Raw genomic sequence first — 25,023 nt, 5'->3', positions numbered from 1 at the left:
TTACATTAATAAAATTTTGGTGATGAATATTTTACAGAAAGCCAAAGATTATGTTGAAACCTTATTCAAAGATAAACTATCTTCGGTATACTTTTATCATAATTTCATACATACTACATTTACGGTAAATAAAGCTGAGGAAATTCTCAGAAATACGGATGTTTCCGAGAAAGATCAGGAAAAAGTACTGCTGGCACTCTGGTTTCACGATACAGGGTACATAGAATGTGCCAAAGAACATGAGGAAGCCGGCGTAAAGATTGCAAAAACGTTCCTGATGAATGAGAATTACCCTGAGAAGGATATAGAAGAAATATCCCAGCTGATCCTGGCGACCAAAATCACCTATCAGCCCCGGAACCTTCTGGAGAAAATCGTAAAGGATGCCGACTGCAGCCATTTTGCAAGCCACGATTACAACGATATTTCCGATGACTTAAGGAAAGAGTGGGAACTGACGAATGTCCGCTGCTTTTCCAATGACGAGTGGAATGCAGGCAATCTGGATATGCTTAAAAACAAGCACCGCTTTTATACGGATTACGCCAAGCAGAACTGGCAGCCGCTGAAGGAAAAAAACATCAGAAAGATCGAGAAGAAACTTGAGAAAGACGACGGCAAAAAAGAACTTTCTGAAAGTAAAAAGGAGAAAGAGCCGAAAGCCGACCGGAGCGTAGATACATTATTCAGGGTAACCCTGGGAAATCATACCCGGTTAAGCGACATTGCAGACAGCAAAGCGAATATCCTTTTGTCCGTTAATGCCATCATAATCTCGGTCTGCCTTTCCGTGCTGGTACCGAAGCTTGATGCGCCGAAAAATTCACATCTGATTATTCCGAGTTTTATACTTTTGGTATCCAGTGTTCTAACGATAATATTTGCTATCTTGTCCACGAAGCCGAATGTTACCAAAGTACGCTTTACCGCCCAGGATGTGGCCGACCGGAAGGTCAACCTGTTGTTCTTCGGAAATTTTAACCGGATGATTTTTGACGATTACCGCAATGCAATGGATATTCTGATCAAAGACCGGGATTATATTTACGATTCCATGGTGAAAGACCTGTATTATCTGGGAAAAGTACTGGACCGTAAATACAGGCTGCTGTCGATTACCTATCAGATCTTCATGGCCGGGATTATTATTTCCGTGCTGTCTTTCGGGTATGCTTTCCTGAGCCTTTAATATTCAGGAAAATAAAGATTGTTTAACCCATTCATTTTTCGGATGGGTTTTTTCATTGGGCTAGGGAAACCCTCAAAGCCAGAAGGCCTGTAATCCCCTGGAGGTCCTCAACTTTTAAAAATTCAATATCATTCTGAAGAATCCCTTTTTTCTGCAGCCTGCCGATATAATCGAGGTATTCCCGCTGGTTTTCCATGCCGAAATACACGACGGTAATTTTCCCGGGACAGGTAATGCGGTCGGCAGAATCTTTTACATGCGCTTTATCAAGGCGTTTTTTGATAACTTCATAATAAGAATTGTAGGCGCCATCCACATCGAAACGTTTTTCATCCATTCTGAAACGGATGTCGATCTTTTCATTATACACAAAAATCAGCGAAGCAATATCGAGGTCTAACGGAAGATCTTTTTTGAAATTCCGGAATTCCCGTTCCATATTGCAGATGGTATTCAGCTGCCAGTATCTCAGCTTATGCACTATTTTAAAAGAATAATGAAGGTCCGGAGCGATGTTCTGTCCTGTGTAGAGATTATGTTCAATCCCGTCAGATTTAAACCTTTCATAATAATGCGGAAAAATCTGCTGGGCCTCGAGCTGGGCCTGGTCCAGTACATCCGCAAGCTTTCTGTTGACCAGGGTTATGGAGTCATCAAGGCTCTTTCTTTGGGTATAGAAGAGATCGTTCTGGATAAAGACCTGTGCAAAATAATCTTTGATTTTTGATTTTATTTCACCGGATGATTTTATTTCCAGCTGTCCCTGGAGAAAAGGATGGATTTCGTCCCTTAACAGTCGCTGGAAACGCTGTTCGGTGTCGGCTTTAATTTCATTATTGAGCTCGTACTCAAAAATTTCCAGAGCCAGCAGGTATTTTTCAGATTCTGAGTTGATGATCAGAAAAATATCATGAAGGCAGCCAATCTGCCGGTTCAGATCTTCAAGCATCAGGTAGTACCTTTTTTCCGAGGAGGAACGGATATCGGAAAAGCCGAAAAGCGGCGTCAGGTTTTTAAATGAAATCTGTTTCAGCGTATAAATCTTTTTAGACAGGGAAGCATTAAAGTATTTTTCGGCTTCATTTCTGAACTTCCAGACCACACTGTCATGGATGGTTGTATATTCCCTTTGAATGATGGCTTCGATCTGGTAATTTTTTTCAAAACTGAAGCGGTTGAGGGAAAACAGGATCATATCCGTAAAAAACTCCATTTTCTTGAGCTTTAATCCGTTAAAGCTGTTCGCAATGGGAGAAGTAAACTCCATCATGGCCATCAGTTCGCCATCCTTCATGATCGGGATCACCATAAAGCTGTTGATGTGGTTATCCCTTAAAATGCTGAACGACGGCAAAGATTTGATAGGGTGGTCCAGGTTTTCAATATTGGAAACGACGATGGGCCTGGAATTATAATTGAGATTGGTGAAGGTCTTCTTTCTGGTTTCCGCATCGAAGGTATTGATCCAGAAATCCAGGATATGATTGGTGAAAACGTTTTCGTAAATCGGCAGCTTTTCCAGACGCTGGTCTTTTTTGTTAAAGAGCATAAGCCCAAAGCTCAGTTGGGCAACATCAAAATAGGATTTGAAAATTTCAACCAGGTTTTCGTCCGGTTTTATATTTTCGGGATCGATCTGGATCATGCTTGATTTCAGATCGGATAGTGCCACTTCGGAGGTACAGTCAACCAGCGAAACAATGGAGAACCCTTTCAGAATCCAGGATTTTGAGGGGAAATATTTTTTCCAGAGCTTAAAATCATCCAGGTTTTCAAGAAGCATATCAATCACCTCCTCCGATGGAATCCGGGCATCTTCCGTAGGATATACTTCAGTAAAATCGGCATTTACCGAAATTTTATAATGTTTCATGACACCCTGCCGGTTGGGAATGTCATAATAAAAAGGCAGGTTGCTCTTAATATCTCTTTTAAAATAGCTTTGCAGGATCAGGCAGCAGCAGAATACATAAAACTCATCGTCATCAATGTTCCTGAGCTCAATGGAAAAATCTTTCCCGGCATCTTTCAGAATGGCTTTAAACCTTTCGGTGTAATTGAAGGTAATGTTTGAAAGAGGAATGCTTGCCGCTTTTATTTCATTGTGGGTCAATCCGGTGGGGAAGAGATCTGCCAGCAAAAGCCGGATGAGGTCTTCATTTTTTTCCAGTAGGGAAGTGTCCTGGAATCCGTCCCGGAGTTCCTGGAAATTTTTCGTTTTTTCTATTAAAGACTCTGCATAGTTGACCCGGTATTCCAGCCGGTCGTTATACCGGATATGTTCCAGCACATCCAGATATCTTCCGAATGAGATGTACACCTGAAAGGGAGTGTCTTTTTTATAAAGGTCTGACAAAGCTGAAATTTAGAGTAAAGGTATGAAAAAACCGTGATTTGTAGTGAGCATCTGTGTCGAGATAACCACTAAAAAAAAGAAAACCCCATAAGAGGTTTTCAGAGAGATTGCATTAACACTTGATTAAAATTCTATGATTTAAATTAATTTTGAAATATTATTTATTGAATTTACTCTTATGGCTTCCAGAAAGACCACTTGCTGCCATTGTAAACCGCCAGGCGTTTGGAGCCGCTTTTGTTGATATACACGATCATTCCAGGTGAAGGATTAATGATGTTCTGCACATCATCTACAATCGGAAGAATCATGGATTTGGTCGTTGATTCCAGAACCAGGACGCCGTCTGCCGCGGTGGAGGCTGCCCCGATAATGGTTTTTGCTCCCGGCACTTCCGTGGTCTGTACGTTCGTCGGCTGATCTGAAAGTTGACCGGTAATATCGGCGTCCTGTGAGCTGAGGTCGATCCAGCTGCCGTTATAATATTTTACCCTTGCCTGGGAAGGGGTGGTTGCATCCAGCACCAACGTTCCTTCAGAAGGGCTCTGGGGCAGCGTGCGTACATAAGGCAAAACAATGCCTTTATTTTGGTTGGCCGAAAAATCCAGGAGGACAGATGTTTTATCATAAGCCGTACCAATGGCATCACCAATGATGACCTGGGCATTTATGATGAGGGCTTGTGCGGTAAATAGGCACACGATGATTTTTTTCATGATTATTTTATTGGAATTTATAAGAGGTTACAATTAAGGACAGGTTGGGGTATTAAAACAATACCAGGCATTGCCGTCATATACTTTCAGGCACTTGGCATCGGTATCGTATACCATCATGCCGTCCTGAGGAGCTGTGATGGCACCGATCTGTGCCGTATTCATCCGGGTGATGACAAAACCTTTGCTGTTGGATTCCAGGACGGCCAATGCCGATTTCCTTACCATAGGCCAGTTGCCGCTGTCTCTTCCGGTCCTGAGGAGCGTGACCCCGAATTTTGAGTCAATGCCGGGGCCTGAAGTATTGGCATCATCATAACAGATACATCGCTGGATAGAATATTCGCCGGTTTGGGGATAATAGGTATCGCCGTATACGGGTGACATATCGGAGAAGAAATTATCTGTGGAGCCGTTCGTGCCCTGCGGCTTGATTTCGAACTTGAACGATTCGGTAGGTTCATCAGTACCGTCATTTACTGAGGAAACATTAATAGCGATACCGTCTATATCATTATTGGGGCTCATATATCCCGGGATAGTTCCGCCGTCATAATTGCCCGGAGGTATTGTTACCAAGTAAATATTGGTACCCGGCGTATGGGAAATCGATGGCGTACCGTTTGAATTCGATACACCAGTTAAAATAATATCATTATCATTAATAAACGGCATACCGGTACCGGAATCTATAATTTCGATTGCTATGGTTGTTGTCCCCATGACCGCACCATTGACTCTCATAAAAAGGTATCCATGGCTTGAGCCCTCACAGGAAGCCAAAGGATTGGAAAATTTGAAATCTATAATAGGCTTTAAAGATACCCGGATGTCGTCAAGGAGATTGCCGAAACCTGCATTGGACGAATTAAGGGCCCGGAATCCGACTCTGTAAATGCCGGTAGCGCCTGTAAAGGTATAGCTACCCTGGTTAACGGACCATGCTGCTGTACTTGAAGGAAGGGTCGTTGTGTGAACAGTGGCAATATTTACTTCATTTTCATCCTCGATCACCATGGCTGCCTGTTCGGAAGTTGCTCCGCGGGCTCTGTGCCTGAATGAGTAATTGATGTCGTCGCCGTTGCTTAAATACATGTTCTGATAGATCATCGATGCCTGATAAGCATTAAGCTCTACGAAGTTGGTCCCCTGAGCAGCCGGAATCCCGTTGAATCCGGTTCCCCATACTTCGATAGGGTGGCACTGGCCAACAAAACCCGGTGAGCAGACACCATTCTGTGCCGGATGAGAGGTGTACCAGGGAGAAGTGACGTCTGATCCGGCATCAAAAGCAGCACCTGATCCGAAATTGGCATCATGCTGGGCAACTGTTCCGTTGGTAACGCCAAATTCCAGCCCGGGATTTACAATAATCCTGGTCTGGGCAAAAGCTGCCGATGGAAGACATAAGGTGAAAAACAAAGCCTGCCTCAGGCGTTGTCTCATGGATGGAGATAATTGATTTACAATTTTCATGGTCATTATTATTTTATTTAATTATTTAGATTAAGACATAGAGATATAGGCACTCTTATTTATCATATAGAGTGAAATTCTTATCAGAACAATATATATTGTTCTATAGCAGCATTAAGTATTCCCCGGAAAATTATCAGTAAACGATAAAATGTAAAATCCTCACGGTTTTATGTTTAGCATAGATTATTAGTCGTTGCAATATACACAATTTGAATGCCAAAGTATAAGATTTTATTTATAATTTAAATAAATGAGATGATTTTTATTAAAATTTTTTATAAATAAATGATATGTTGTTTAAATTATAAGCTTCTAATGTCTCTTTTATAAAAATATTAATTATTTGAGAATGAAACCATTGATAATAATGCCTTAATTTATTAAAGTCAATTACAAAGGATGAGGCAAATGATTACGGATAATTTATTTTAGATAGATCCAGAGCTGTATCAGATATGATGTTATGGAATATTAAGAAAGCTTGCCGGTTGCTGAATATTTCAGATGGCAACAGGACTTTAGTAGGCTCGGCATAATATATTCCACTTGTAGATGACAGCAATAAATACGGTCCGTTAATATCGGAGTCTGTCAATAACACGGGTTTTATGTCTATATTGAAATAAGACGCCGTTGTACAGGTGTACGGAGTAAAAGAAGATCGGTTTAATAAAATTTTTTGCTTATTCTAAGGTAAGGGTACTGATTAAGGATATCAATTGTTAAATAGACTTCTGACCCTGCAATAATTTATATAAAAAAGCACAGCCATCAGGCTGTGCTCACTTTATTCATTTAAAATATATTTTATAATCCGAACTGTTTTGCAAACAGGTCCGGGAAAACACCCAGAACAATAATCGAGGCGATCACAAATACGGCCACGATATTGTACGTTAGTGTTACTTTTTCTGAAGATTTGAATGTACTTTCTTTAAAGAAGAACATGGAGATAATTAATCTCAGGTAGTAAGCGATAGAAACCGCAGATCCCAATACGGCTACCAATACCAGGAACACCCCGTGCTTTGAATTCATTGCCTGGGAAAACAGGGCAAATTTCCCCATAAAGCCGGCAGTTAATGGAATCCCGGCCATTGAAAGCATGGAAATTGCCGCAGCGGTCGCCAGTAAAGGCTCTGTTTTTGCCAGCCCTTTGAAAGCTCCGAAAGAGGTTTCCCGTTTTAGTTTTTCAACATAGATCAGGGCCATGAAAACCCCTACGGTTGATAAAGCATAGGCAAATAGGTAGAAAGCCAGGTTGTACGTGGAAAGGCTTGTCATTCCGAAGAATACCAATCCGATATATCCTGCGTGGGAAACGGAAGAGTACGCCAGCATCCTTTTGGCATTGGTCTGGGCAAGGCCCATTACGTTCGCCAACAATAAGGTAATGATCAGGAACACCCCGAAAACGTTGATCCATTCCGCAGTAACGCCACCGAATCCGATGGTCATTAATCTGAACAGGGCAAAGAATCCTGAGATTTTTACCACACTCGCCATAAAAGCGGTGATCAATGAGGGGGCTCCGTAATATACATCCGGGCTCCACATGTGGAAAGGCGCCAATGCTACTTTAAATGCCAGGGCACAAAGAATGAGCAATACCCCAAGAATAAACATTACGTCTTTAGGATTGGAAACTCCGAAATCCTGGATTTTATATAAGTCAAAGCTTCCGACACTTCCGTAGATAAAGGCAATCCCGAACAACAGGAAACCTGTTGCGAATGCACCCATCAGGAAATATTTGATCGAAGCTTCATTTGATCTCAGATCCGTTTTGTTGGCCCCTGCCATTACATATAATGGAATAGAAAGAATTTCAACTCCAAGGAATAAAGTCACCATATTCTGGTATCCGAAAAGGATGATCCCGCCACAAAGGGCAAAAAGCATCAAAGCATACAGTTCCGATTGGTGGCTTCTGTGGTTGCTGAATGCAAAACCTCCCAAAAAGAACAACAATAAAGTCGTTACGATTGATATTTTAGTGAACAGCGCCGTATTTCCGGTGTAGTCGTACATATGCCTGTACTGTCCGAAGAACGAAAGCTCCGGCATAAAACTTACCCATAATGCGATGATTAATCCCAAAATCCCAATGTATCTTGCGAATTTCCCTTGTTCAAAAACTCCTGAAAATAACGCAACAACTGCCGTTAGGAAAACAATAATTAAAACACTCATTTCTTAAAATATCAAATTAGCTTACCATTGACTGGTAGATAAACTTCAACGAACTATTCACCATTTCGATAATCGGCTGTGGGAAAATCCCAAATACGATCACCAAAACAGCTAAACTTGCCAATACCGAAAATTCAACTGCAGAAAGGTCTTTTGCCGTACTCAGTACTGCTTCATCGCCCTGTCCGAACATAGCCTTTCCGTAGAATCTCAACAGATAGACTGCAGCAAGGATAACGGTAAGACCGGCAATCACCGCTGCCAATCCGTTGAAATCATATACGGATTTCAACAGGATAAATTCTCCGATAAATCCATTGGTTAATGGAACTCCCATCGAACCCAGTATAATAATCAGAAACAGCACGGCAAACTTAGGAGCTACTTTTGCAAGGCCGCCCATCTGCCTGATGTCTCTTGATTTAAATCTTTTGTATAAAATATCGCAGCAGTAAAACAGACCTACCACGTTGATCCCGTGAGCGAATGTCTGTACCAAAGCTCCTTCAGCCCCTTCGATATTGAAGGTTCCTCTTAAAGAAATCACGGCAGAGGCAAAAATACCCGCTACCATTAATCCAACGTGAGAGAAAGACGAATACGCGATGATTTTTTTCATATCAGTCTGGATAATCGCAATCAGAGCTCCATGAACAATTCCTATAATGGCCAGAATAATAACAATCTGTCCCGAAATCCCCGCAATCGGAAGTGGTGTGATCGGCAGCAGGTAGCGCATTACCCCATAGATCGCCATCTTAAGCATGATCCCTGATAAAAGCATCGATCCCTGAGTCGGCGAATAGGTATAGGTATCCGGCTGCCATGTATGGAACGGGAATACCGGCAGCTTCACGGCAAAAGCAAAGAAGATAAACCAGAATACCACGGTCTGCTGCGTTTCGTTCAGCTGGGCATTGTAAAGATCCGTCAGTGCAAAAGATGCCGAATGATTATAAACATAAATCAATCCTGCCAGCATGAACAATGATCCTACAAAGGTATAAACGAAGAATTTTGTTGTGAATTCAAATCTTTTATTTTCCTGACCCCAAAGTCCGGCGATAAACCAGATCGGAATCAAAGTTACTTCCCAGAAAATGTAGAACAGCAAGCCGTCAAGCGAAGTAAACACCCCGATCAGACCAAACTGCATCATCAGGATCAAACCGTAGAAGGTATTCCTGTAACTTACATTTTCATTGAATGAAGATAAAATAATAATCGGCGTTAAAATATTCGTCAGCAATAAAAGAAGCAGACTCATCCCGTCGATACCGAAGTGAAGAGAGCTCTTCATAAATTGTGACCATGGATAATTGATCTCGTGCTGCAATACGCTGTCTACGGTCGGATTAAAATCAAAATCCGCTGCAATGTAGAAGGTAACCAGCATCTGTACCAACGCAATTCCCAGTGCCAAATATTTGCTGGAATTGTTTTTCCAGGCAAAAACTAATCCCGAACCTACAAGAGGTAATAGCAATAATGTTAATAACAAACCCGACATTATTATTGTAATAAAAAGTTAACAATTAATATAATTCCCACTGCCAAAGACATGATAAGAATATAGTTCTCTACATTTCCGTTCTGGATACGCTTCATGGCTCTTCCGCTGTCTTCAGCGCCATCGCCCACGAAATCTACAAAACGGTCCAGAATCCCTTTATCAAACATTCTTCCTCCGCGTCCTAATCCTTCTACCGTTTTTACAACAATCGCATTGTAAAGTTCGTCGACATATAGTTTTCTCGCAGACAGCTTTTCCCATCCGGTATACATTTCTTCCGGCAAAGCCTGCTTTTTCTTATTAACATATGTATTCTTAACCAAAAACCAAACTGTAAAGAACATCAGAACCGTCGCCCCTAAAAGGATCATTTCAGTCCCGAAAGGAACTCCTGAAAGGGTAGATTCCATCTGGTTGTAACTTTCCTCAGTAAGCACCGGCTTCAGCCATTCCATTAATTTGGCGTAGTGGCCGTGCCCGATGAAGTGTGGAAGGTTGATGAAACCGCCTACTACGGAAAGGATAGCCAGAACGATTAATGGCAGCGTCATATTAGACGGGCTTTCGTGCAGGTGATGCTTCTGTTCTTCCGTACCTCTGAATGCTCCGTGGAACGTCAGGTAATACAGTCTGAACATATAAGTTGCCGTAACTGCTGCCAGGATGAATAGCATTACCCAATAGATCGGGTTTTTAGAAAAAGCAGCTACAAGAATTTCGTCTTTTGAGATCATCCCCGATAATAAAGGGAATCCGGAGATTGCCAGGGTTCCGATCAGGAAAGTGGCATGGGTAATCGGAATGTATTTTTTCAGTCCTCCCATGAAACGCATATCCTGCTCGTTGCTCATTGCGTGGATTACAGAACCTGCCCCCAGGAACAATAAAGCTTTAAAGAAAGCGTGTGTCATTACGTGGAACATCGCTGTGGTATAAGCACCCAATCCTAATGCAATGAACATGAATCCAAGCTGTGAAACGGTAGAGTAAGCCAATACTTTTTTGATGTCGTTCTGACGCAGTGCATAGAATCCTGCCAGCGCAGCCGTGAGGAATCCGATAAATAAAATAATATCCTGAACGCTCGGTGCAAGGGTGAATAAGAAGTTTGAACGTACCACCAGGTAGATCCCTGCCGTTACCATCGTCGCCGCGTGAATCAACGCAGAAACAGGAGTAGGGCCGGCCATCGCATCCGGCAGCCATGTATATAAAGGAACCTGAGCGGATTTACCGGTAGCACCGATAAATAAACTTGCCGTAATAAAGATAATTACGCTTCCGTCCAGTTCAAATTTTCCTGCATTTTCTTTTATCGTAAGGTAATCTACAGCGTTCGTCTGAGAAGCCAGCATGAAGATCCCGATCAGTAACGCGAGGTCACCGATTCTGTTCATGATGAATGCTTTTCTTGCTGCTTTACCGTACTCTTCATTGGTATACCAGAATCCGATCAACAGGTAAGAACATAATCCTACACCTTCCCATCCGATGAAAAGGATCAGGTAGTTGCTTCCCATGACCAATAAAAGCATGGAGAAGATAAACAGGTTAAGATAAGTGAAAAACTTATAGAATCCTTTATCGTGGCTCATATATCCGATAGAGTAGAGGTGGATTAAAGAACCGATTCCCGTAATGATCATTACCATCATCAGAGACAGCTGATCAATCTGGAATCCGAAATTAATCTGAACCCCGTTTACCCTGAACCATTCAAAGGCTTTTACAATAACCGGCTGGCTTTCGGAATTGAAACCCAGGAAAATACTTACTGCAATGCAGAAAGAAGCAAAGACCATTGCCGTTGCCAGGCTGCCGACTACAATTTTTGGCAGATTTTTCCCGAATAAACCGTTAATAAGAAAACCTAAAAGGGGTAAAAGTATTATTGCATACACTAAATTTTCCATTCTTATCCTCTTAATTTATTAAATATACTTACATCAACAGAACGGGTATTTCTATAAAGCATAGCAATAATTGCCAGGCCTACTGCCACTTCCGCAGCAGCCACCACCATAATGAAGAACACTAAAAGTTGTCCGTCGCCGTTTCCTTTGTACGCTGAAAAAGCAGCGAGTAAAAGGTTTACCGAATTCAGCATAAGCTCTACACAACCCAAGATAACAATAGCATTTTTTCTCAACAATACGCCCAACACTCCCAGACAGAATAATACTGACGAAAGAATGATGAAATAATTCAGAGGGATGCTTTGTATAAATGTATTTACTTCTCCCATAATTTTATAAATCTTTTTTACCGATTAATACCGCACCTACAATACCTGCCAAAATAAGGATGGATGCAAGCTCAAACGGTAAAACATATTCATTAAACAAAAGTCTGCCCAGGTTTTTGGTAAGCCCGATGCCCCGGTCTGCATTTTCAACCACCACGTGGTTTTGCTGTACCCCTCTGAACACCCCCAAAACGCCGATCAAAACAAGACCTGCCGTAAAAACTCCGGCAAATTTTAAAGTATTGCTCTTCTTACTCTCGTCTTGCTTATTAAGATTAAGCATCATCAGGATGTACAGGAACAATACCATGATGGCTCCGGCGTAGACAATGATCTGGATAATTGCAAGAAACTGTGCATTCAGAAGAATGTACATGCCTGCAATCGAAAACATCGTAACAATTAATGACAGAATAGCATATAAAGGATTTCTGGCAAATACGAAATATACCGCACTGGCCACTGCTAAAAACGCCACCAAGAAAAATAAAAACTGATCCATTATTTTACCGCATTTTTTTGTTTCTCGGATTGTCTTTCAGTGATGTCAATCCTTTCATTTATTTTTTCCACCAATTTATCTTTTCCGTAAATGAAAGACCCTCTGTTGGTTTCCACATCTACTAGCCGGTCGGTAAGATAAATCGCAGATTTCGGGCAGGCTTCTTCACACATCCCGCAGAAGATACATCTCAGCATATTGATTTCATATACCGATGCGTATTTTTCTTCTCTGTACAGATGCTTTTCCTCCTTTGTCCTTTCAGCAGCCGTCATGGTAATGGCTTCTGCAGGACAGGCCACTGCACACAATCCGCAGGCGGTACATCTTTCCCGGCCTTCTTCGTCTCTTTTCAAAACGTGCTGGCCTCTCCAGATTTCGGCTCTCGGCTTTTGTACCTCCGGATAGGCATACACTGCCGGAGCTCCTTTCAGCACCGTTCTTACAGCATGCTTAAAGGTAATCCCCATTCCTGTAAAAATGGCAGGCAGGTAGATTTTTTCAGCAAGGGTCATTTCTTTATTGGAAACAACTTTTGATCTGTTTGTAAGTTTCATTATTTTTATTATTAAATGTTAGAAGATGAAAGCCGGAGACGGAAATAAATTGCATCATCACATCAACTCATCTTCACATTATCAAATTTTCAAATTAATTTAATTTCAAATGCTTAACTGCCGAAGGCTAAAATCACTGCTCCGGTAATCAATAAATTCACCAGTGCCATTGGGATCAGCGTTTTCCATCCCAGGTGCATTAGCTGGTCGTATCTGAATCTCGGCAGCGTCCATCTGATCCACATGAAAATCAGGATTCCGATAATGGTTTTAATTAAAAACGCTACGATGCTCAGGATTCCTGCGGTATTTTCCCCCCAGTGCTGCGTCACCCACTCAATCCCCGGATAGTTATATCCTCCGAAGAAAAGAACCACCATAAATGCGTTGGAAATAAACATGTTCACATATTCACCGAACATATACAGTCCCAGTTTCATTGATGAGTATTCCGTAGAATATCCGGTTACCAGTTCAGACTCACATTCCGGTAAATCGAAAGGGTGTCTGTTGGTTTCCGCCAGGGCAGCTACGAAGAATACAAGGAAAGCAATCGGCTGATAGAAAATATTCCAGTTCAGACCCGATACCCATGGAATAATACCCCATAATTTTCCGTTGGTCTGGCTGGCCGTAATTTCTTTCAGATCAAGGCTTCCCGTCATCATGATGATGGACAGCAAAGCCAATCCCATCGCCAGTTCATAAGAAATCATCTGGGAAGAAGCACGGATGGCTCCTAATAATGAATATTTATTGTTGGAGGCCCAGCCTCCGATCATGATTCCGTAAACCCCGATGGAAGCCATTCCGATAATGAAAAGAACCCCCACATCGATGTTGGCCACCTGAAGATCGTAAGAAGTGCCGGCAATATTTAAACTTTTACCCCATGGAATAACTGCTCCGGTGATCAGTGAAATGAACATTACCAAAGCCGGGCCCAGCACGAAAAGGAATTTTTCCGCATTGGCAGGGGTAAAGTCTTCTTTAAAGAAAAACTTTCCCCCATCCGCCAGGGGCTGCAGCAATCCGAAAGGTCCTGCTCTGTTCGGGCCGATCCTGTCCTGCATGATCGAGGCCACTTTTCGTTCCGCCCAGGTAGAGTAGGCTGCAATCGTCAGCGAAAGCAGGAAAAGGGCTAATACAAGTATAAGTTTAAATGTAATTAAATCCATTTTAGTTTAAATGTTTTGAAGATGGGAGCTGGAAGCGGATGTTCAGTACATCTTAACATCAACTCATCATCACATTACCGGTTTTTTATATTTTTAAATGGCTGATGTTGAAAGCGGAGGGAAAGTTTTAAACTTTCAGCTTCCTTCTTCCAGCATCCAATTTTTTTATTTTTCGTCTTTTTCGCTGATTTCTTTTGCCATTGGGTTGTCTAAGACTCTTAATTCGTCTTTAGGCTTCTCGTAATGGTTGAGGGAAATTACCGAATGTCTGTCGATATGTCTAGGCCCTTCGATATTCCAGTCGCTTAAGCTTTTTCTTTCGAAACGGCAGGTATCGCAGATGAATTCTTCCACTTCGCCCCACTGGTCTTTTCTGGCGGTTACCCTTACGATTTCGTCGCCTTTCATCCAAACCACGGCTTTTCCTGAACATTTTCCACAGCTGCACGAAGCATTCATCGGTTTCGTAAACCAAACCCTGCTGGAAAAACGAGCTGTCCTGTCCGTTAATGCACCTACCGGACAAACATCAATAACGTTTCCGATAAAGTCGTTGTCCAATGCTTTATTCAGATAGGTTGAAATTTCAGCGTGATCCCCTCTGAAAAGGATTCCGTGCTCTCTTTCTTCCGTTAATTGATTAGCGGTCAGGACGCATCTTGCACACAGGATGCAACGGTTCATATTCAGTTTGATGTGAGGACCTAAGTCATCCGCATCGTAGGTATTTCTTTCGAATTCCGTTCTGGTGTTTTCGTTACCGTATTCATAACCAAGATCCTGAAGATGGCATTCACCGGCCTGATCACAGATTGGGCAGTCCAACGGGTGGTTCAGCAATAAAAACTCGGTTACGGCTTTACGGCCTTCCTGTGCTTTTTCAGAAGTAAGGTTTTTTACTTCCATACCGTCCATCACATTGGTTCTGCAGCTGGCCACCAATTTCGGCATAGGACGCGGATCTGCTTCAGACCCTTTGGAAACTTCCACCAGGCAGGTTCTGCATCTTCCTCCGCTGGTTTCCAATTTGCTGTAGTAGCACATTGCCGGAGGTACCGATTTTCCACCGATCTGTCTTGCGGCTTCCAGGATAGAAGTTCCGGGCAAAACTTCGGCAGTCTGTCCGTCTATAGTTATTTTAAATTTTTTAACCTCTTCGCTCATATTCTATGCTTTTCGCTTATGCCTTAGCCATTAAGCTCTGTTTAATTATACTTTTTTGTATTGAATGTATATCCGATTCCTGCCAGCACCTGTCCGAAAACAAAATCCTGACGGGCTTTATCCGGTCTGTTGTTCAACGTGGTTTTAATGTCCCACATGTTGATGTATCCGGCTTTGGCTTCTGCCCTGATCATCCAGTGGTTCCAGAAAACCAGGTTTAAGCTCGATCTCAGATCAGTTCCCAAACCGGCTACATGGAAGCGGTCACTTCTTTCATTGCCAAAAAGCTTCACATTACTTTTCGGAAACATGAAACCGAGACCGGCTCCGTAAGACCATACCAGGTCTACATTTTTCTTGTGAACAAGATTTTTATATTTTTCAAGGCCTAAATTTTCATAATTGAGACCATCTGTATGTTCAAAGGTAAGGAACTGCTCATCTGATAAATTCACCTGTCCGTTCTGAACCATTGATGCATATTTCGGGTCGGAAATTGTTCCTGAAAAATCAACGGTCTGGTTTTGGTTCATTACATATTTCATGTGATCGATTCCTAAAACCAAAGCTAAATTATCTTTAATAAAATAACCTGCCCTGAAATTATACTGAACTACGGTAAACCATGACGGATCAATATATACAATTCCAAGTTTCGTAGGTCTGTCTCTCGCCGATACATTGTTGAGTTGAAAATCATAACCGTTTCCGGTGAAGTGAATATCCGAGTTGCTGAAAGCGCCTCTGTTCCATCCGAAGAAAGCGAAGACCTGACCTTTTTTAGTCAAAGGCATTGGCTTTTCCTTTTTCACATTCATTTCCTGATAATCCAGGAGTCTCTCCCGTAATGTGTCCTTCTGCACCTGTCCAAAGACAAAACCCGACATCATTAACCCTGCCAGCATTAAATTTTTCATCCTAAGCATTCTTCTCAACGACAGGAATTGGATCTGCATAATGAGCCAGTCCGTAATTCTGTGTTTTACACAATTCAGGGTTTTTCACGTGCCATTCAAATTCGTCTCTGAAATGACGGATTGCTGCTGCTACCGGCCATGCCGCAGCATCACCCAACGGGCAGATCGTATTTCCTTCGATCTTTCTCTGGATGTCCCAAAGCAGATCGATGTCTTCCATTTTCCCTTCTCCTTTTTCGATTTTCTTTAAAATCTTATACATCCATCCCGTACCTTCACGGCAGGGCGTACACTGTCCGCAGCTTTCGTGGTTGTAGAATCTTGCCAGGGTCATGGTATGCTCTACCACGCACTGGTCTTCATCCAGCACGATAAAACCTCCTGAACCCATCATGGTTCCGGTAGCAAAACCACCGTCAGCCAAAGATTCATAGTTCATGTACCGCGGTTCTCCGTTTACGGTTTTCAGTAATAAATTGGCAGGAACGATCGGAACGGAGCTTCCGCCCGGAATACAGGCTTTCAGTCTTTTTCCGTCCTTGATTCCGCCGCAGTATTCGTCGGAGTAAATGAATTCTTCAACGGTAATCGTCATGTCGATTTCATAAACGCCCGGCTTGTTGATGTTTCCGCAGGCTGAAATCAGTTTGGTTCCGGTAGATCTTCCTACGCCGATTTTGGCATATTCCGCTCCGGTAATATCGATGATCGGAACGATCGCTGCGATCGATTCCACGTTGTTGACTACGGTAGGTCTTTCCCAAAGTCCTTTCACGGCCGGGAACGGCGGTTTCAGTCTCGGGTTTCCTCTTTTTCCTTCAAGGGATTCGAGCAATGCCGTTTCTTCACCACAGATGTAGGCGCCGGCACCTCTCTGAACATAGATTTCAAGATCGAAACCTGTTCCCAATATATTTTTACCTAAAAATCCGGCTGCTTTGGCTTCTTCAATTGCTTCTTCCAGAATATCGGGAATCCATGAATATTCTCCACGGATGTAGATGTATGAAGTGTTGGAACCTAAACAGTAAGATGAAATCAGCATCCCTTCGATCAGTAAGTGAGGAAGGAATTCCATCAGGTACCGGTCTTTGAAAGTCCCGGGCTCCGATTCGTCGGCATTTACCACAAGGTGTCTCGGAACGCCTTCCGGTTTTGCCAGAAAGCTCCATTTCATTCCGGTAGGGAATCCGGCTCCTCCACGTCCGCGAAGTCCCGAAGCTTTCACTTCTTCCAGAACTTCGTCCGGTGTCATTTTCAAGGCTTTTTCAGCGGCTGTGTAACCTCCCTGTTTGCGGTAAGTTTCAAAGTAGCGGATGCCTTCGATATGTGCGTCTTTAAGTAAAAGTTTTTTACTCATTTCTATATGCTTTTAGCGAATGGCCGATAGCTTCTGGCTCCGGTGGTACGCTTCTTATTTATTTGATATTTAAAATTCAATTAGTCCAAAGCAACCTGCCCTTCTCTGCAAAGATCCAGGATTTCGTCTACTTTTTCGATCGTTAAATTTTCATGAAAGAATTTTCCCAGCTGCATCATCGGAGCATATCCGCAGGCACCAAGGCATTCTGCAGGCTTTAAGGTAAACATTCCGTCTTCCGTAGTTTCTCCGTCCCTGATGTTCAGTTTGGTCCTGATATGGTTCAGGATCTTTTCGCTTCCCGAAACCATACAAGGCCCCGTTCTGCATACTTCCAGCACATATTTACCAACCGGCTTCATATTGAACATGGTGTAGAAAGTAGCCACTTCATATACTTCGATAGGCTTGATGCTCAGCAATTCCGCAACATAATCCATTACGGGAACATCCAACCATCCTCCGAATTCTTTCTGTGCAAGATGAAGTACAGGGATAAGGGCAGACTTCTGTCTTCCCTCAGGATATCTTGCCATCATCTTGTGCACCTGTGCTAAACTTTCCGGTTTAAAAGCTATTGTTTCGCTCATTTTATTTTGTTGTAAAATGTACATTGTACAAAGTACAAAGTATTATTATCTGTTTATATTTTCCAAGTACATGGTACCTTACCACCTTATACTTTTTACCGTTTTATGCGTCTAATTCTCCCGCAATAATGTTCATACTACACATGGTAACGATCGCGTCGGAAATCACAGAACCTGTAATCATCTCCGGATAAGCCTGGTAATAGATGAAACAAGGCCTTCTGAAGTGCAGTCGGTAAGGGCTTCTTCCACCGTCACTTACCAAATAGAATCCTAATTCCCCGTTTCCTCCTTCTACGGCATGGTAAACTTCTCCTTTCGGAACATCCGTTTCGCCCATTACGATTTTGAAGTGGTAGATTAATGCTTCCATCTTCTTGTAAACATCTGCCTTTTCAGGAAGGTAGAAATCCGGAACATCCGCATGGAACGGACCTTCAGGAAGGTTTTCGTAAGCTTGCTTAATGATTTTGATCGATTCCCAGATTTCCTGCTGACGGACCATGAAACGGTCGTAAGTATCTCCTGAGGTTCCCACAGGGATAATGAAATCGAAATCCTGGTAAGAAGAATAAGGCTGCGCTACTCTTACGTCATAATCAACGCCGGTCGCACGAAGGTTCGGACCTGTAAAACCATAGCTTAAGGCTCTTTCGGCAGAAATGCCTCCAGCTCCGATGGTCCGGTCCATGAAAATCCTGTTTCTTTCCAGTAAAGTACAGAATTCCTTGAATCTTGGCGGGAAGGTTTTAAGGAAATCCTTAAGCAACTCATGGAATTTCGGGGTGAAATCTCTTTCAAAACCGCCGATTCTTCCCATATTGGTGGTCATCCTTGCTCCGCAGATCTGCTCGTACATATCATAAATACGTTCTCTTTCGATGAACATATAGGTAAGTCCCGTAATAGCTCCTGAGTCCATCCCGGTTACCCCGTTACAGATCAGGTGGTCACCGATCCTGGCCAGCTCCATTAAAATAACACGCATATAATCTACACGCTTCGGAACTTCTACCCCGATCAGTTTTTCAACCGTCATGTGCCAGCCCAAGTTATTGATCGGCGCAGAACAGTAATTCATACGGTCGGTAAGGGTGGTAATCTGGGAATAGTTCCTTCTTTCGGAAATTTTCTCAAATGCCCGGTGGATATAGCCCACTGTCTGTTCCGCGTGAAGAATCCTTTCTCCGTCCATCGTCAAGATATTCTGGAAGATCCCGTGGGTAGCAGGGTGGGTAGGTCCTAGATTGAGGGTATACAGTTGTCCGTCAATCTGTTCCTTACTTTCGTATTGGTTGAGTATATTAGATAATGAGTTATCTTTCATAATATATAATTGATAATCGATAAGTGATAATTGATTATTGATCAATCATCATTAATCATTTATATTTTTATCTTCCGAACATATCATCGTTCTTATCGGTCCTGGTGCCGTCTTCCAGACGATATTCCTTCAGCATCGGGTGGTAGCCCAGGTCTTCCATATTCAGGATTGGTCTGAGATCCGGATGTCCCTTGAATTTAATTCCGAAGAAATCATAGGTTTCCCGTTCCATCCAGTTGGCGCCTGCATACAGATCTACCAGAGAATCCACTTCAATGTTTTCTCTGGTCATAAAGATTTTCAGGCGCAGCCTGAAGTTGGCCATCATATTCTGCAGGTGGTATACCACTCCGATTTCCTTGTCCGGAAATTCCGGGTAATGGATTCCGCATACATCCGTGAGGAAATTGATTTCCAGAGAGGAATCCTTCAGGTAATGGATGATTTTTTTAATATCGTCTTTTTTTACCTCAACGGTCAGCATCCCGTACGGTTCCGAGCTTGCAATAACGGATTCCGGAAATTCTCTGGTGATGGCTTCTAATACAAATTCGTTGGTCATTTTCCGTTAGTTGCTAATGTTGTAAGAATCTAATAATTTCTGGTATTCAGGCGTATCTCTTCTTCTGATGCTTTCGCTTTCCGCAAGGGCCTGAACCTGCATTACTCCTTCGATGATCTGCTCAGGTCTCGGAGGGCATCCCGGAACGTAAACGTCTACCGGAATTATTTTATCGATTCCCTGCAATACGGAATACGTGTCAAAAATACCACCGCTGCATGCACAGGCACCTACGGCAACTACCCATTTCGGCTCAGCCATCTGGGTGTATACTTCTTTCAGGACCGGCCCTAATTTTTTGGATATGGTTCCGCAGACCATCAGTAAATCTGCCTGTCTCGGGGAGAAAGAGTTTCTTTCCATCCCGAATCTTGATGCGTCATACGTCGGGTTCAGGGTAGCCATAAACTCGATACCACAGCAAGAAGTGGCAAAGGGCAGCGGCCATAGAGAAAATTTTCTGGCCATTCCGATGACACTGCTCAGTTTCGTTGCGAAAAACCCTTCTCCTTCAAATCCTTCCGGAGCCGGTGCATCTGTTCTTATTACTGGTTTGTTATCTGACATTTGATTGATTTAAGATTTTAATTTAGATTACAAATGAGTGTTAATGTTAGTTTCAAACCTCAGTTGTCTTATCTAAAACAGTCATTTAAAATTTCTATTCCTTTACTTATCCCAATCCAACGCGCCTCTTTTCCAGACATAGAAAAATGCCATGAAGAAGATTGCGACAAAGGTAAGTACCGCCAGGAAGCCTTCCATACCGAACTCTCTGAAGTTAACGGCATACGGATAAAAAAATACGATTTCAATATCGAATAATACGAACAGTACCGCAGTTAAAAAGTATTTGATGGAAAACGGCGTTCTTGCATTTCCTTCTACCGGGACTCCACATTCCCAGCTCTGGTTTTTCACAGAATCTCCTTTTTTCTGTTTCGGGCCTAAAAAATGTGCTCCAAGCAGGGAAATCGCTACGAAACCTATCGCAACGCCCGCCTGTAAAAGGATTGGAATATAACTTTCAGGTAAATTCATTTTTGCATTATTATCTCAATTTGCAAATTTAGCGAATAAACAAGAAAGCATGAAATTTATGAGGTTAAAAGTGGAATTAAAATCCGTCAAACCGGTAATTTAGAATCAATAAAAATTAGCTTTTGACAATTATTTTTTTAGTGTAGATTTCTCCTTTTTTTGTAGTCAGTGTCAATAAATAATTTCCGGGAAAGACACCGCTGATGTCGAGATACTGCAAATGATTCTGACCTGGGAAATCCCTGATCATTCTTCCCGTAAGATCATAAAGACGGATAGACGTTACCTCATGAATACCGATATCGGTTTTAATAGCAATGGCACTGCCGGATGGATTGATTACATCGAAGTACCGGTGGTTGCTCACGGTTTCGACGGTGCTTAAAACAGGGGAACAGCTCGCATTCCCGGAAGTCAGGCTGTATGCTGTAGCAGCCCCGTAAATCCGGTGGTTGTACATTCTGATGGGATCTCCGATCTGCTTATTGACCATATCTACCTCGTAAAGCAATGAATTTTGTCCGGCCAGGCTGGTGATGTACGCTTTGGAATACGTTCCGTAGTTAATGGAAAAAGCTGCGTACAGACTGGGATACTGCGAACCGGTATTTATGAACGGACAGCTTTGGGAAGGATCTGTCATATTGATCTCGAGTATTCCTGTGGTGATTGTGAGAAACAATCTGCTTTCATAAAAGAAAAGGTCTCCTCCCGCGGTAACTCCCTGAACATTGCCCATAACGGAAAATGCGGCCGCAATGACATCATATTTATATAAAATTCCTTCGGTTCCGATGGCGTATAAATTATTTTCCGAGTCTGCCACAAGTGAGTTGATATCACCGGTAGAAAAATCCCCGAGAAACTCGCAGGCACCTTCCTGCTTATTATACCGGTAGAGGAGTCCCGTACTGGTTACATAATAGAAATTGCTGAGCTTATCGACGGCAATGTCCGTATATCCTGCATCTATTACCCCGGTTGGAAGACAGAAACTCTCCACAGTTTCAGAAGCGTTTAGAACATTCATTCTGTATACATTATCGGAAGGCGGAATTCCGGGTCCGAAATCAATGGTATTAACGAAAAAATCCTGAGCAGTGGTCTGAATTGAAAAAAGTAAAATTACAAGTGAAAGGCTCTTCAATAGTTTGTTCATGGAATAGATTTCCGTAAAAATAGGAATTTATTCATAGAATGGTGATTTTTAAAGCGGAAATCAGCTATTTCTTCATCTTTTTAAGAAGCGAGAAGGCCATAAAAGCGATATAAGCGAAGATAACGCTTGCAAATAAGATATTAACAACGGTATTGGTACGTTCGTCAGCAATCCGGAAAAAAAGATTGTACGAAATATATCCGGCCACTAAAACACCGAAAATGATAAGCTGTGGTTTCATGTGTTGTTTTTTTTATTGTGTTTTAGAATGTTAGGGTATGAAGATATGAAGGTTTTAGAGTGTCCGGTACCAAAAAATAGGAATTCATCAATTTAACTATTACTTATCTCCATCGCGTACGTTCTCCTTCTTTTATGGTTCACCGGGCCATAATCCTGCCATAAAAGCTGGACGCTTTTGTTTTCTTCCAGTTCAGGGTTGGTCTCCAGGTATTTTACTCCTTTTTTACGGAAGAGCTTCCAGATTTCCTTAAAGATGATGGAAGTGACGCCCCTTCTCTGGTAATCCGGATGGATGCCGATCAGGTAAAAGTTGGCGCGGTCGTTTTTCTTTCCGGCTCTCAGGAAATGCCACCATCCGAAAGGCAGCAGTTTTCCTTTGGATTTCTGCAACGCCCTGGAATACGAAGGCATGGTGATGGCAAACGCAACCAGTTGGTCGGTATCGTCGGCCACACAGACGATATAATCTTTGTCGATCAGTTTAAAATATTTCTCCTTATAGGTTTTACGCTGCTCGTCTGAGATGGGAGTGTAAGTCGATAGATGTTTGTATGTTTCGTCCAGAAGGTCGAACATCGGATCCACATATTCAATGATTTCTTCTTTCGATTTGAATTCCAGAACCTTCAGTTTATATTTTTGGGAAATCAGTTCGTTGAACTTGTGGATTTTGTCCGGCAGTACTTTCGGGAACTCCAGCTCAAATTCCACCCATTCCTTTTCTTTCGTCAGGCCCAGTTTTTCCAGATGTTGCGGGTAATAAGCATGATTGTAAATGCCGATCATGGTGGCCAGCTTGTCAAAGCCCATCGTCAGCATCCCGGCTTTATCGAGATTGGTAAAACCCATCGGTCCTTCAATTTTCGCGATGTTCTTTTCCCTGGCGTAATCGATGGCTTTCTGAATCAGCGCCCGGGAGACATTTTCGTCATCAATAAAATCAATCCACCCGAAACGCACTTTTCTGATCCCTAGTTCACGTTCTTCCTTGTGGTTGATCATCACTGCAATCCTGCCGGCAGGCTGACCGTCTTTATAGGCTAAAAACTGCCGGGCCTCCGAATATTCCAGTGCCGGATTTTCCGCCGGATTCCAGATGTTGATTTCTTCATTCACAAAGGAAGGGACATAATACGGATTGTTTTTATACAGATCCATCGGAAATCTTACAAACTGTTTGAGCTGATCAGCACTTTTTACTTCAATAACTGAAATTTCTGACATGATTTTCTAGGAGAATTATGGAACAAATATAAATAAATTAATATAAAACTTTGGCACAGTTTTTACATCATCTGGGTTGAAAAAATATATTATAAAGTTATTAGATGGGCGGTTATTATTTAATTATAATTATTTCAATGGCGGTGAGCTGGTTTGTCTCATGGCGTTTGAAATCAAAATTTGAACATTACTCCAAGGTGCATCTCCGGAACGGGATGTCCGGCAAGGAGGTGGCGGAAAAAATGTTGAGGGACAACGGAATCAATGACGTTCAGGTAATGTCGGTTCCGGGACAGCTGACTGATCATTATAATCCTGAAGATAAAACGGTAAATCTTTCCGAAGCAGTTTATATGCAGCGAAATGCGGCGTCAGCAGCAGTTGCAGCCCATGAATGCGGGCATGCCGTTCAGCATAAAGTAGGCTATTCCATGTTGCAGCTCCGTTCCAAGCTTGTACCGGTAGTGAGCATCAGCTCGAATCTGATGCAGTTCGTGATCATGGGAGGCATCATCGTGATGGCCATGAGCGGAAATAAACTGATCTTAACCATCGGGGTTATTATGTTTGCCCTGACAACGCTTTTTGCTTTCGTTACGCTTCCGGTGGAATATGATGCAAGCAACCGGGCGATGAAGTGGCTGAGAGATACCGGAACGGTAACGACAGAAGAGTATGTAGGCGTAAAGGACAGCCTGAAATGGGCGGCCAGAACCTATGTGGTGGCAGCCATAGGCTCGCTGGTTCAGCTGATGTATTTCGCTTCCCTGCTGATGGGCGGAAGAAGGGATTAATCTGAAAAATCAAATGAAACATACTGCATCTCGGAAAGCTTTTCCGAGATGCTTTCTTTTTGGGAAAGTTTTAAAGAGGCGGTGACGATGCATTTCTCATCGGCATCAAACTGTAAAACTTTCGCGTCATATTTTGAAAGCAGCGTGAAAATAAGGTTCTGCTGATTAAAATTAAACTCAATCTCCACTGTGGTTTCCAGTTCTCTGGTAATGATACGGGCTTCTTCAAGCGTTATTTTTGCGGATTCCTTGTAAGCCTTTACCAGACCGGAAACGCCGAGTTTTGTCCCGCCGTAATAGCGGACGGATATCACCAGGACATTGGTGATTTCGTTGGCAAGGAGCTGGTTGTAGATCGGCAGTCCGGCACTTCCTGAAGGTTCGCCGTCGTCATTGGCGCGGTAGTTTTCCCCATTCAGCCCCATTCTGAAAGCATAACAATGATGCGTTGCTTTCGGATGTTCGGAGCGGATCTTTTCCAAAGCGGCTTTAAGTTCTTCCTCATTATTTACCGGAAAAGCAAACCCAATGAACTTGCTTCCTTTTTCTTTTAATAAAATATTTTCGACCGGGGATTCTATCGTTTTGAAATTGAACATAGGAATTGGGAAAAATGATTCTGCCTTGTATTTCAGGATTATTCTTCAAAGGTAAAATTTTTAAGGGAAGACTGAAAATCAGGACAACAAAAAGAGTGCTGTTCAGGTTCTCTTC

At 42.5% G+C, this 25,023-nt stretch carries 24 protein-coding genes; 2 read left to right on the top strand and 22 right to left on the bottom strand.

Translation table 11 applies throughout. The features are described 5' to 3' along the window. The first annotated feature begins 22 nt into the window (after positions 1–22). On the top strand, positions 23–1,189 hold the full coding sequence (locus FY557_RS17855) for a Pycsar system effector family protein (protein WP_149248603.1): 1,167 nt from the start codon (positions 23–25) through the stop codon (positions 1,187–1,189). Between the two features lie 52 nt (positions 1,190–1,241). On the opposite strand, the gene FY557_RS17850 is transcribed toward FY557_RS17855, so the two are convergent. The 21 genes from FY557_RS17850 to FY557_RS17755 all read right to left on the bottom strand — a co-directional run bounded on the left by FY557_RS17850 (position 1,242) and on the right by FY557_RS17755 (position 23,515). Further along, positions 1,242–3,545, bottom strand: a complete 2,304-nt coding sequence (locus FY557_RS17850; protein ID WP_149248602.1) for a GAF domain-containing protein — start codon at positions 3,543–3,545, stop codon at positions 1,242–1,244. Between the two features lie 176 nt (positions 3,546–3,721). Next, positions 3,722–4,261: a hypothetical protein gene (locus FY557_RS17845; protein WP_149248601.1), complete on the bottom strand. Its 540-nt coding sequence runs from the start codon at positions 4,259–4,261 to the stop codon at positions 3,722–3,724. Between the two features lie 33 nt (positions 4,262–4,294). After that, positions 4,295–5,737 (bottom strand): hypothetical protein, encoded by a 1,443-nt coding sequence (locus FY557_RS17840; protein WP_149248600.1) that lies wholly within the window; start codon positions 5,735–5,737, stop codon positions 4,295–4,297. 810 nt (positions 5,738–6,547) lie between these two features. Then, the gene (locus tag FY557_RS17835; RefSeq protein WP_149248599.1) at positions 6,548–7,933 is read right to left on the bottom strand and encodes an NADH-quinone oxidoreductase subunit N; all 1,386 of its coding nucleotides are present in this window, start codon (positions 7,931–7,933) and stop codon (positions 6,548–6,550) included. 16 nt (positions 7,934–7,949) lie between these two features. Continuing rightward, positions 7,950–9,443, bottom strand: coding sequence for a NuoM family protein (locus FY557_RS17830; RefSeq protein ID WP_149248598.1), 1,494 nt, complete (start codon positions 9,441–9,443; stop codon positions 7,950–7,952). A 2-nt stretch (positions 9,444–9,445) separates the two neighbouring features. Next, complete coding sequence (gene nuoL / locus FY557_RS17825) at positions 9,446–11,359, bottom strand: NADH-quinone oxidoreductase subunit L (RefSeq protein ID WP_149248597.1); 1,914 nt, start codon at positions 11,357–11,359, stop codon at positions 9,446–9,448. Between the two features lie 2 nt (positions 11,360–11,361). Next, complete coding sequence (gene nuoK / locus FY557_RS17820; protein ID WP_027380123.1) at positions 11,362–11,691, bottom strand: NADH-quinone oxidoreductase subunit NuoK; 330 nt, start codon at positions 11,689–11,691, stop codon at positions 11,362–11,364. Between the two features lie 4 nt (positions 11,692–11,695). Then, positions 11,696–12,193: an NADH-quinone oxidoreductase subunit J gene (locus tag FY557_RS17815; protein WP_149248596.1), complete on the bottom strand. Its 498-nt coding sequence runs from the start codon at positions 12,191–12,193 to the stop codon at positions 11,696–11,698. Continuing rightward, positions 12,193–12,750, bottom strand: coding sequence for a NuoI/complex I 23 kDa subunit family protein (locus FY557_RS17810; protein ID WP_149248595.1), 558 nt, complete (start codon positions 12,748–12,750; stop codon positions 12,193–12,195). The genes FY557_RS17815 and FY557_RS17810 overlap by 1 nt, the downstream gene beginning before the upstream one ends. 113 nt (positions 12,751–12,863) lie before the next feature. Then, on the bottom strand, positions 12,864–13,928 hold the full coding sequence (gene nuoH / locus FY557_RS17805) for an NADH-quinone oxidoreductase subunit NuoH (protein WP_149248594.1): 1,065 nt from the start codon (positions 13,926–13,928) through the stop codon (positions 12,864–12,866). A 165-nt stretch (positions 13,929–14,093) separates the two neighbouring features. Then, the gene (locus FY557_RS17800; protein ID WP_149248593.1) at positions 14,094–15,092 is read right to left on the bottom strand and encodes a 2Fe-2S iron-sulfur cluster-binding protein; all 999 of its coding nucleotides are present in this window, start codon (positions 15,090–15,092) and stop codon (positions 14,094–14,096) included. Positions 15,093–15,133: 41 nt separating this feature from the next. Next, positions 15,134–15,910 carry a hypothetical protein gene (locus FY557_RS17795; protein WP_317131791.1) on the bottom strand — a complete coding sequence of 259 codons (777 nt, stop codon included), beginning with the start codon at positions 15,908–15,910 and terminating at the stop codon, positions 15,134–15,136. 100 nt (positions 15,911–16,010) lie between these two features. Continuing rightward, positions 16,011–17,369: an NADH-quinone oxidoreductase subunit NuoF gene (gene nuoF, locus FY557_RS17790; RefSeq protein ID WP_149248591.1), complete on the bottom strand. Its 1,359-nt coding sequence runs from the start codon at positions 17,367–17,369 to the stop codon at positions 16,011–16,013. 80 nt (positions 17,370–17,449) lie between these two features. Beyond that, complete coding sequence (gene nuoE / locus FY557_RS17785; protein ID WP_149248590.1) at positions 17,450–17,959, bottom strand: complex I 24 kDa subunit family protein; 510 nt, start codon at positions 17,957–17,959, stop codon at positions 17,450–17,452. Positions 17,960–18,062: 103 nt separating this feature from the next. Beyond that, positions 18,063–19,286 carry an NADH dehydrogenase (quinone) subunit D gene (gene nuoD, locus FY557_RS17780; RefSeq protein ID WP_146943909.1) on the bottom strand — a complete coding sequence of 408 codons (1,224 nt, stop codon included), beginning with the start codon at positions 19,284–19,286 and terminating at the stop codon, positions 18,063–18,065. A 67-nt stretch (positions 19,287–19,353) separates the two neighbouring features. After that, on the bottom strand, positions 19,354–19,848 hold the full coding sequence (locus tag FY557_RS17775; RefSeq protein WP_149248589.1) for an NADH-quinone oxidoreductase subunit C: 495 nt from the start codon (positions 19,846–19,848) through the stop codon (positions 19,354–19,356). Between the two features lie 6 nt (positions 19,849–19,854). Then, complete coding sequence (locus FY557_RS17770) at positions 19,855–20,415, bottom strand: NADH-quinone oxidoreductase subunit B (protein ID WP_149248588.1); 561 nt, start codon at positions 20,413–20,415, stop codon at positions 19,855–19,857. A gap of 102 nt (positions 20,416–20,517) precedes the next feature. After that, the gene (locus FY557_RS17765; protein ID WP_146943915.1) at positions 20,518–20,889 is read right to left on the bottom strand and encodes an NADH-quinone oxidoreductase subunit A; all 372 of its coding nucleotides are present in this window, start codon (positions 20,887–20,889) and stop codon (positions 20,518–20,520) included. Positions 20,890–21,004: 115 nt separating this feature from the next. After that, the gene (locus FY557_RS17760) at positions 21,005–22,048 is read right to left on the bottom strand and encodes a T9SS type A sorting domain-containing protein (RefSeq protein ID WP_149248587.1); all 1,044 of its coding nucleotides are present in this window, start codon (positions 22,046–22,048) and stop codon (positions 21,005–21,007) included. Between the two features lie 64 nt (positions 22,049–22,112). Then, complete coding sequence (locus tag FY557_RS20190) at positions 22,113–22,289, bottom strand: hypothetical protein (RefSeq protein WP_185151765.1); 177 nt, start codon at positions 22,287–22,289, stop codon at positions 22,113–22,115. Between the two features lie 92 nt (positions 22,290–22,381). Next, a complete protein-coding gene (locus FY557_RS17755) occupies positions 22,382–23,515 on the bottom strand; it encodes a GNAT family N-acetyltransferase (RefSeq protein ID WP_149248586.1) in 1,134 nt (377 codons plus the stop codon). 104 nt (positions 23,516–23,619) lie between these two features. Between FY557_RS17755 and FY557_RS17750 the strand changes: the two genes are divergently transcribed. Continuing rightward, positions 23,620–24,309, top strand: a complete 690-nt coding sequence (locus FY557_RS17750) for a zinc metallopeptidase (protein WP_149248585.1) — start codon at positions 23,620–23,622, stop codon at positions 24,307–24,309. Here the strand turns inward: FY557_RS17750 and FY557_RS17745 are convergent. Further along, positions 24,306–24,908 (bottom strand): IMPACT family protein, encoded by a 603-nt coding sequence (locus FY557_RS17745; RefSeq protein WP_149248584.1) that lies wholly within the window; start codon positions 24,906–24,908, stop codon positions 24,306–24,308. The two genes, FY557_RS17750 and FY557_RS17745, sit on opposite strands and share 4 nt — an antisense overlap. Between the last annotated feature and the right edge of the window lie 115 nt (positions 24,909–25,023).

It is taken from the genome of Chryseobacterium sp. SN22, assembly GCF_008329705.1.
Taxonomy (GTDB): domain Bacteria; phylum Bacteroidota; class Bacteroidia; order Flavobacteriales; family Weeksellaceae; genus Chryseobacterium.
Note: the sequence above shows the minus strand (reverse complement) of the source record. Positions and strands in the feature narration are given on the sequence as shown.

Coding starts and splice junctions, on each gene's coding strand:
- FY557_RS17855 (WP_149248603.1), top strand. CDS start 23: ATGAATATTTTACAGAAAGCCAAAGATTATGTTGAAACCTTATTCAAA.
- FY557_RS17845 (WP_149248601.1), bottom strand. CDS start 4,261: ATGAAAAAAATCATCGTGTGCCTATTTACCGCACAAGCCCTCATCATA.
- FY557_RS17840 (WP_149248600.1), bottom strand. CDS start 5,737: ATGAAAATTGTAAATCAATTATCTCCATCCATGAGACAACGCCTGAGG.
- FY557_RS17835 (WP_149248599.1), bottom strand. CDS start 7,933: ATGAGTGTTTTAATTATTGTTTTCCTAACGGCAGTTGTTGCGTTATTT.
- FY557_RS17830 (WP_149248598.1), bottom strand. CDS start 9,443: ATGTCGGGTTTGTTATTAACATTATTGCTATTACCTCTTGTAGGTTCG.
- nuoL (WP_149248597.1), bottom strand. CDS start 11,359: ATGGAAAATTTAGTGTATGCAATAATACTTTTACCCCTTTTAGGTTTT.
- nuoK (WP_027380123.1), bottom strand. CDS start 11,691: ATGGGAGAAGTAAATACATTTATACAAAGCATCCCTCTGAATTATTTC.
- FY557_RS17815 (WP_149248596.1), bottom strand. CDS start 12,193: ATGGATCAGTTTTTATTTTTCTTGGTGGCGTTTTTAGCAGTGGCCAGT.
- FY557_RS17810 (WP_149248595.1), bottom strand. CDS start 12,750: ATGAAACTTACAAACAGATCAAAAGTTGTTTCCAATAAAGAAATGACC.
- nuoH (WP_149248594.1), bottom strand. CDS start 13,928: ATGGATTTAATTACATTTAAACTTATACTTGTATTAGCCCTTTTCCTG.
- FY557_RS17800 (WP_149248593.1), bottom strand. CDS start 15,092: ATGAGCGAAGAGGTTAAAAAATTTAAAATAACTATAGACGGACAGACT.
- FY557_RS17795 (WP_317131791.1), bottom strand. CDS start 15,910: ATGAATGTGAAAAAGGAAAAGCCAATGCCTTTGACTAAAAAAGGTCAG.
- nuoF (WP_149248591.1), bottom strand. CDS start 17,369: ATGAGTAAAAAACTTTTACTTAAAGACGCACATATCGAAGGCATCCGC.
- nuoE (WP_149248590.1), bottom strand. CDS start 17,959: ATGAGCGAAACAATAGCTTTTAAACCGGAAAGTTTAGCACAGGTGCAC.
- nuoD (WP_146943909.1), bottom strand. CDS start 19,286: ATGAAAGATAACTCATTATCTAATATACTCAACCAATACGAAAGTAAG.
- FY557_RS17775 (WP_149248589.1), bottom strand. CDS start 19,848: ATGACCAACGAATTTGTATTAGAAGCCATCACCAGAGAATTTCCGGAA.
- FY557_RS17770 (WP_149248588.1), bottom strand. CDS start 20,415: ATGTCAGATAACAAACCAGTAATAAGAACAGATGCACCGGCTCCGGAA.
- FY557_RS17765 (WP_146943915.1), bottom strand. CDS start 20,889: ATGAATTTACCTGAAAGTTATATTCCAATCCTTTTACAGGCGGGCGTT.
- FY557_RS17760 (WP_149248587.1), bottom strand. CDS start 22,048: ATGAACAAACTATTGAAGAGCCTTTCACTTGTAATTTTACTTTTTTCA.
- FY557_RS20190 (WP_185151765.1), bottom strand. CDS start 22,289: ATGAAACCACAGCTTATCATTTTCGGTGTTTTAGTGGCCGGATATATT.
- FY557_RS17755 (WP_149248586.1), bottom strand. CDS start 23,515: ATGTCAGAAATTTCAGTTATTGAAGTAAAAAGTGCTGATCAGCTCAAA.
- FY557_RS17750 (WP_149248585.1), top strand. CDS start 23,620: ATGGGCGGTTATTATTTAATTATAATTATTTCAATGGCGGTGAGCTGG.
- FY557_RS17745 (WP_149248584.1), bottom strand. CDS start 24,908: ATGTTCAATTTCAAAACGATAGAATCCCCGGTCGAAAATATTTTATTA.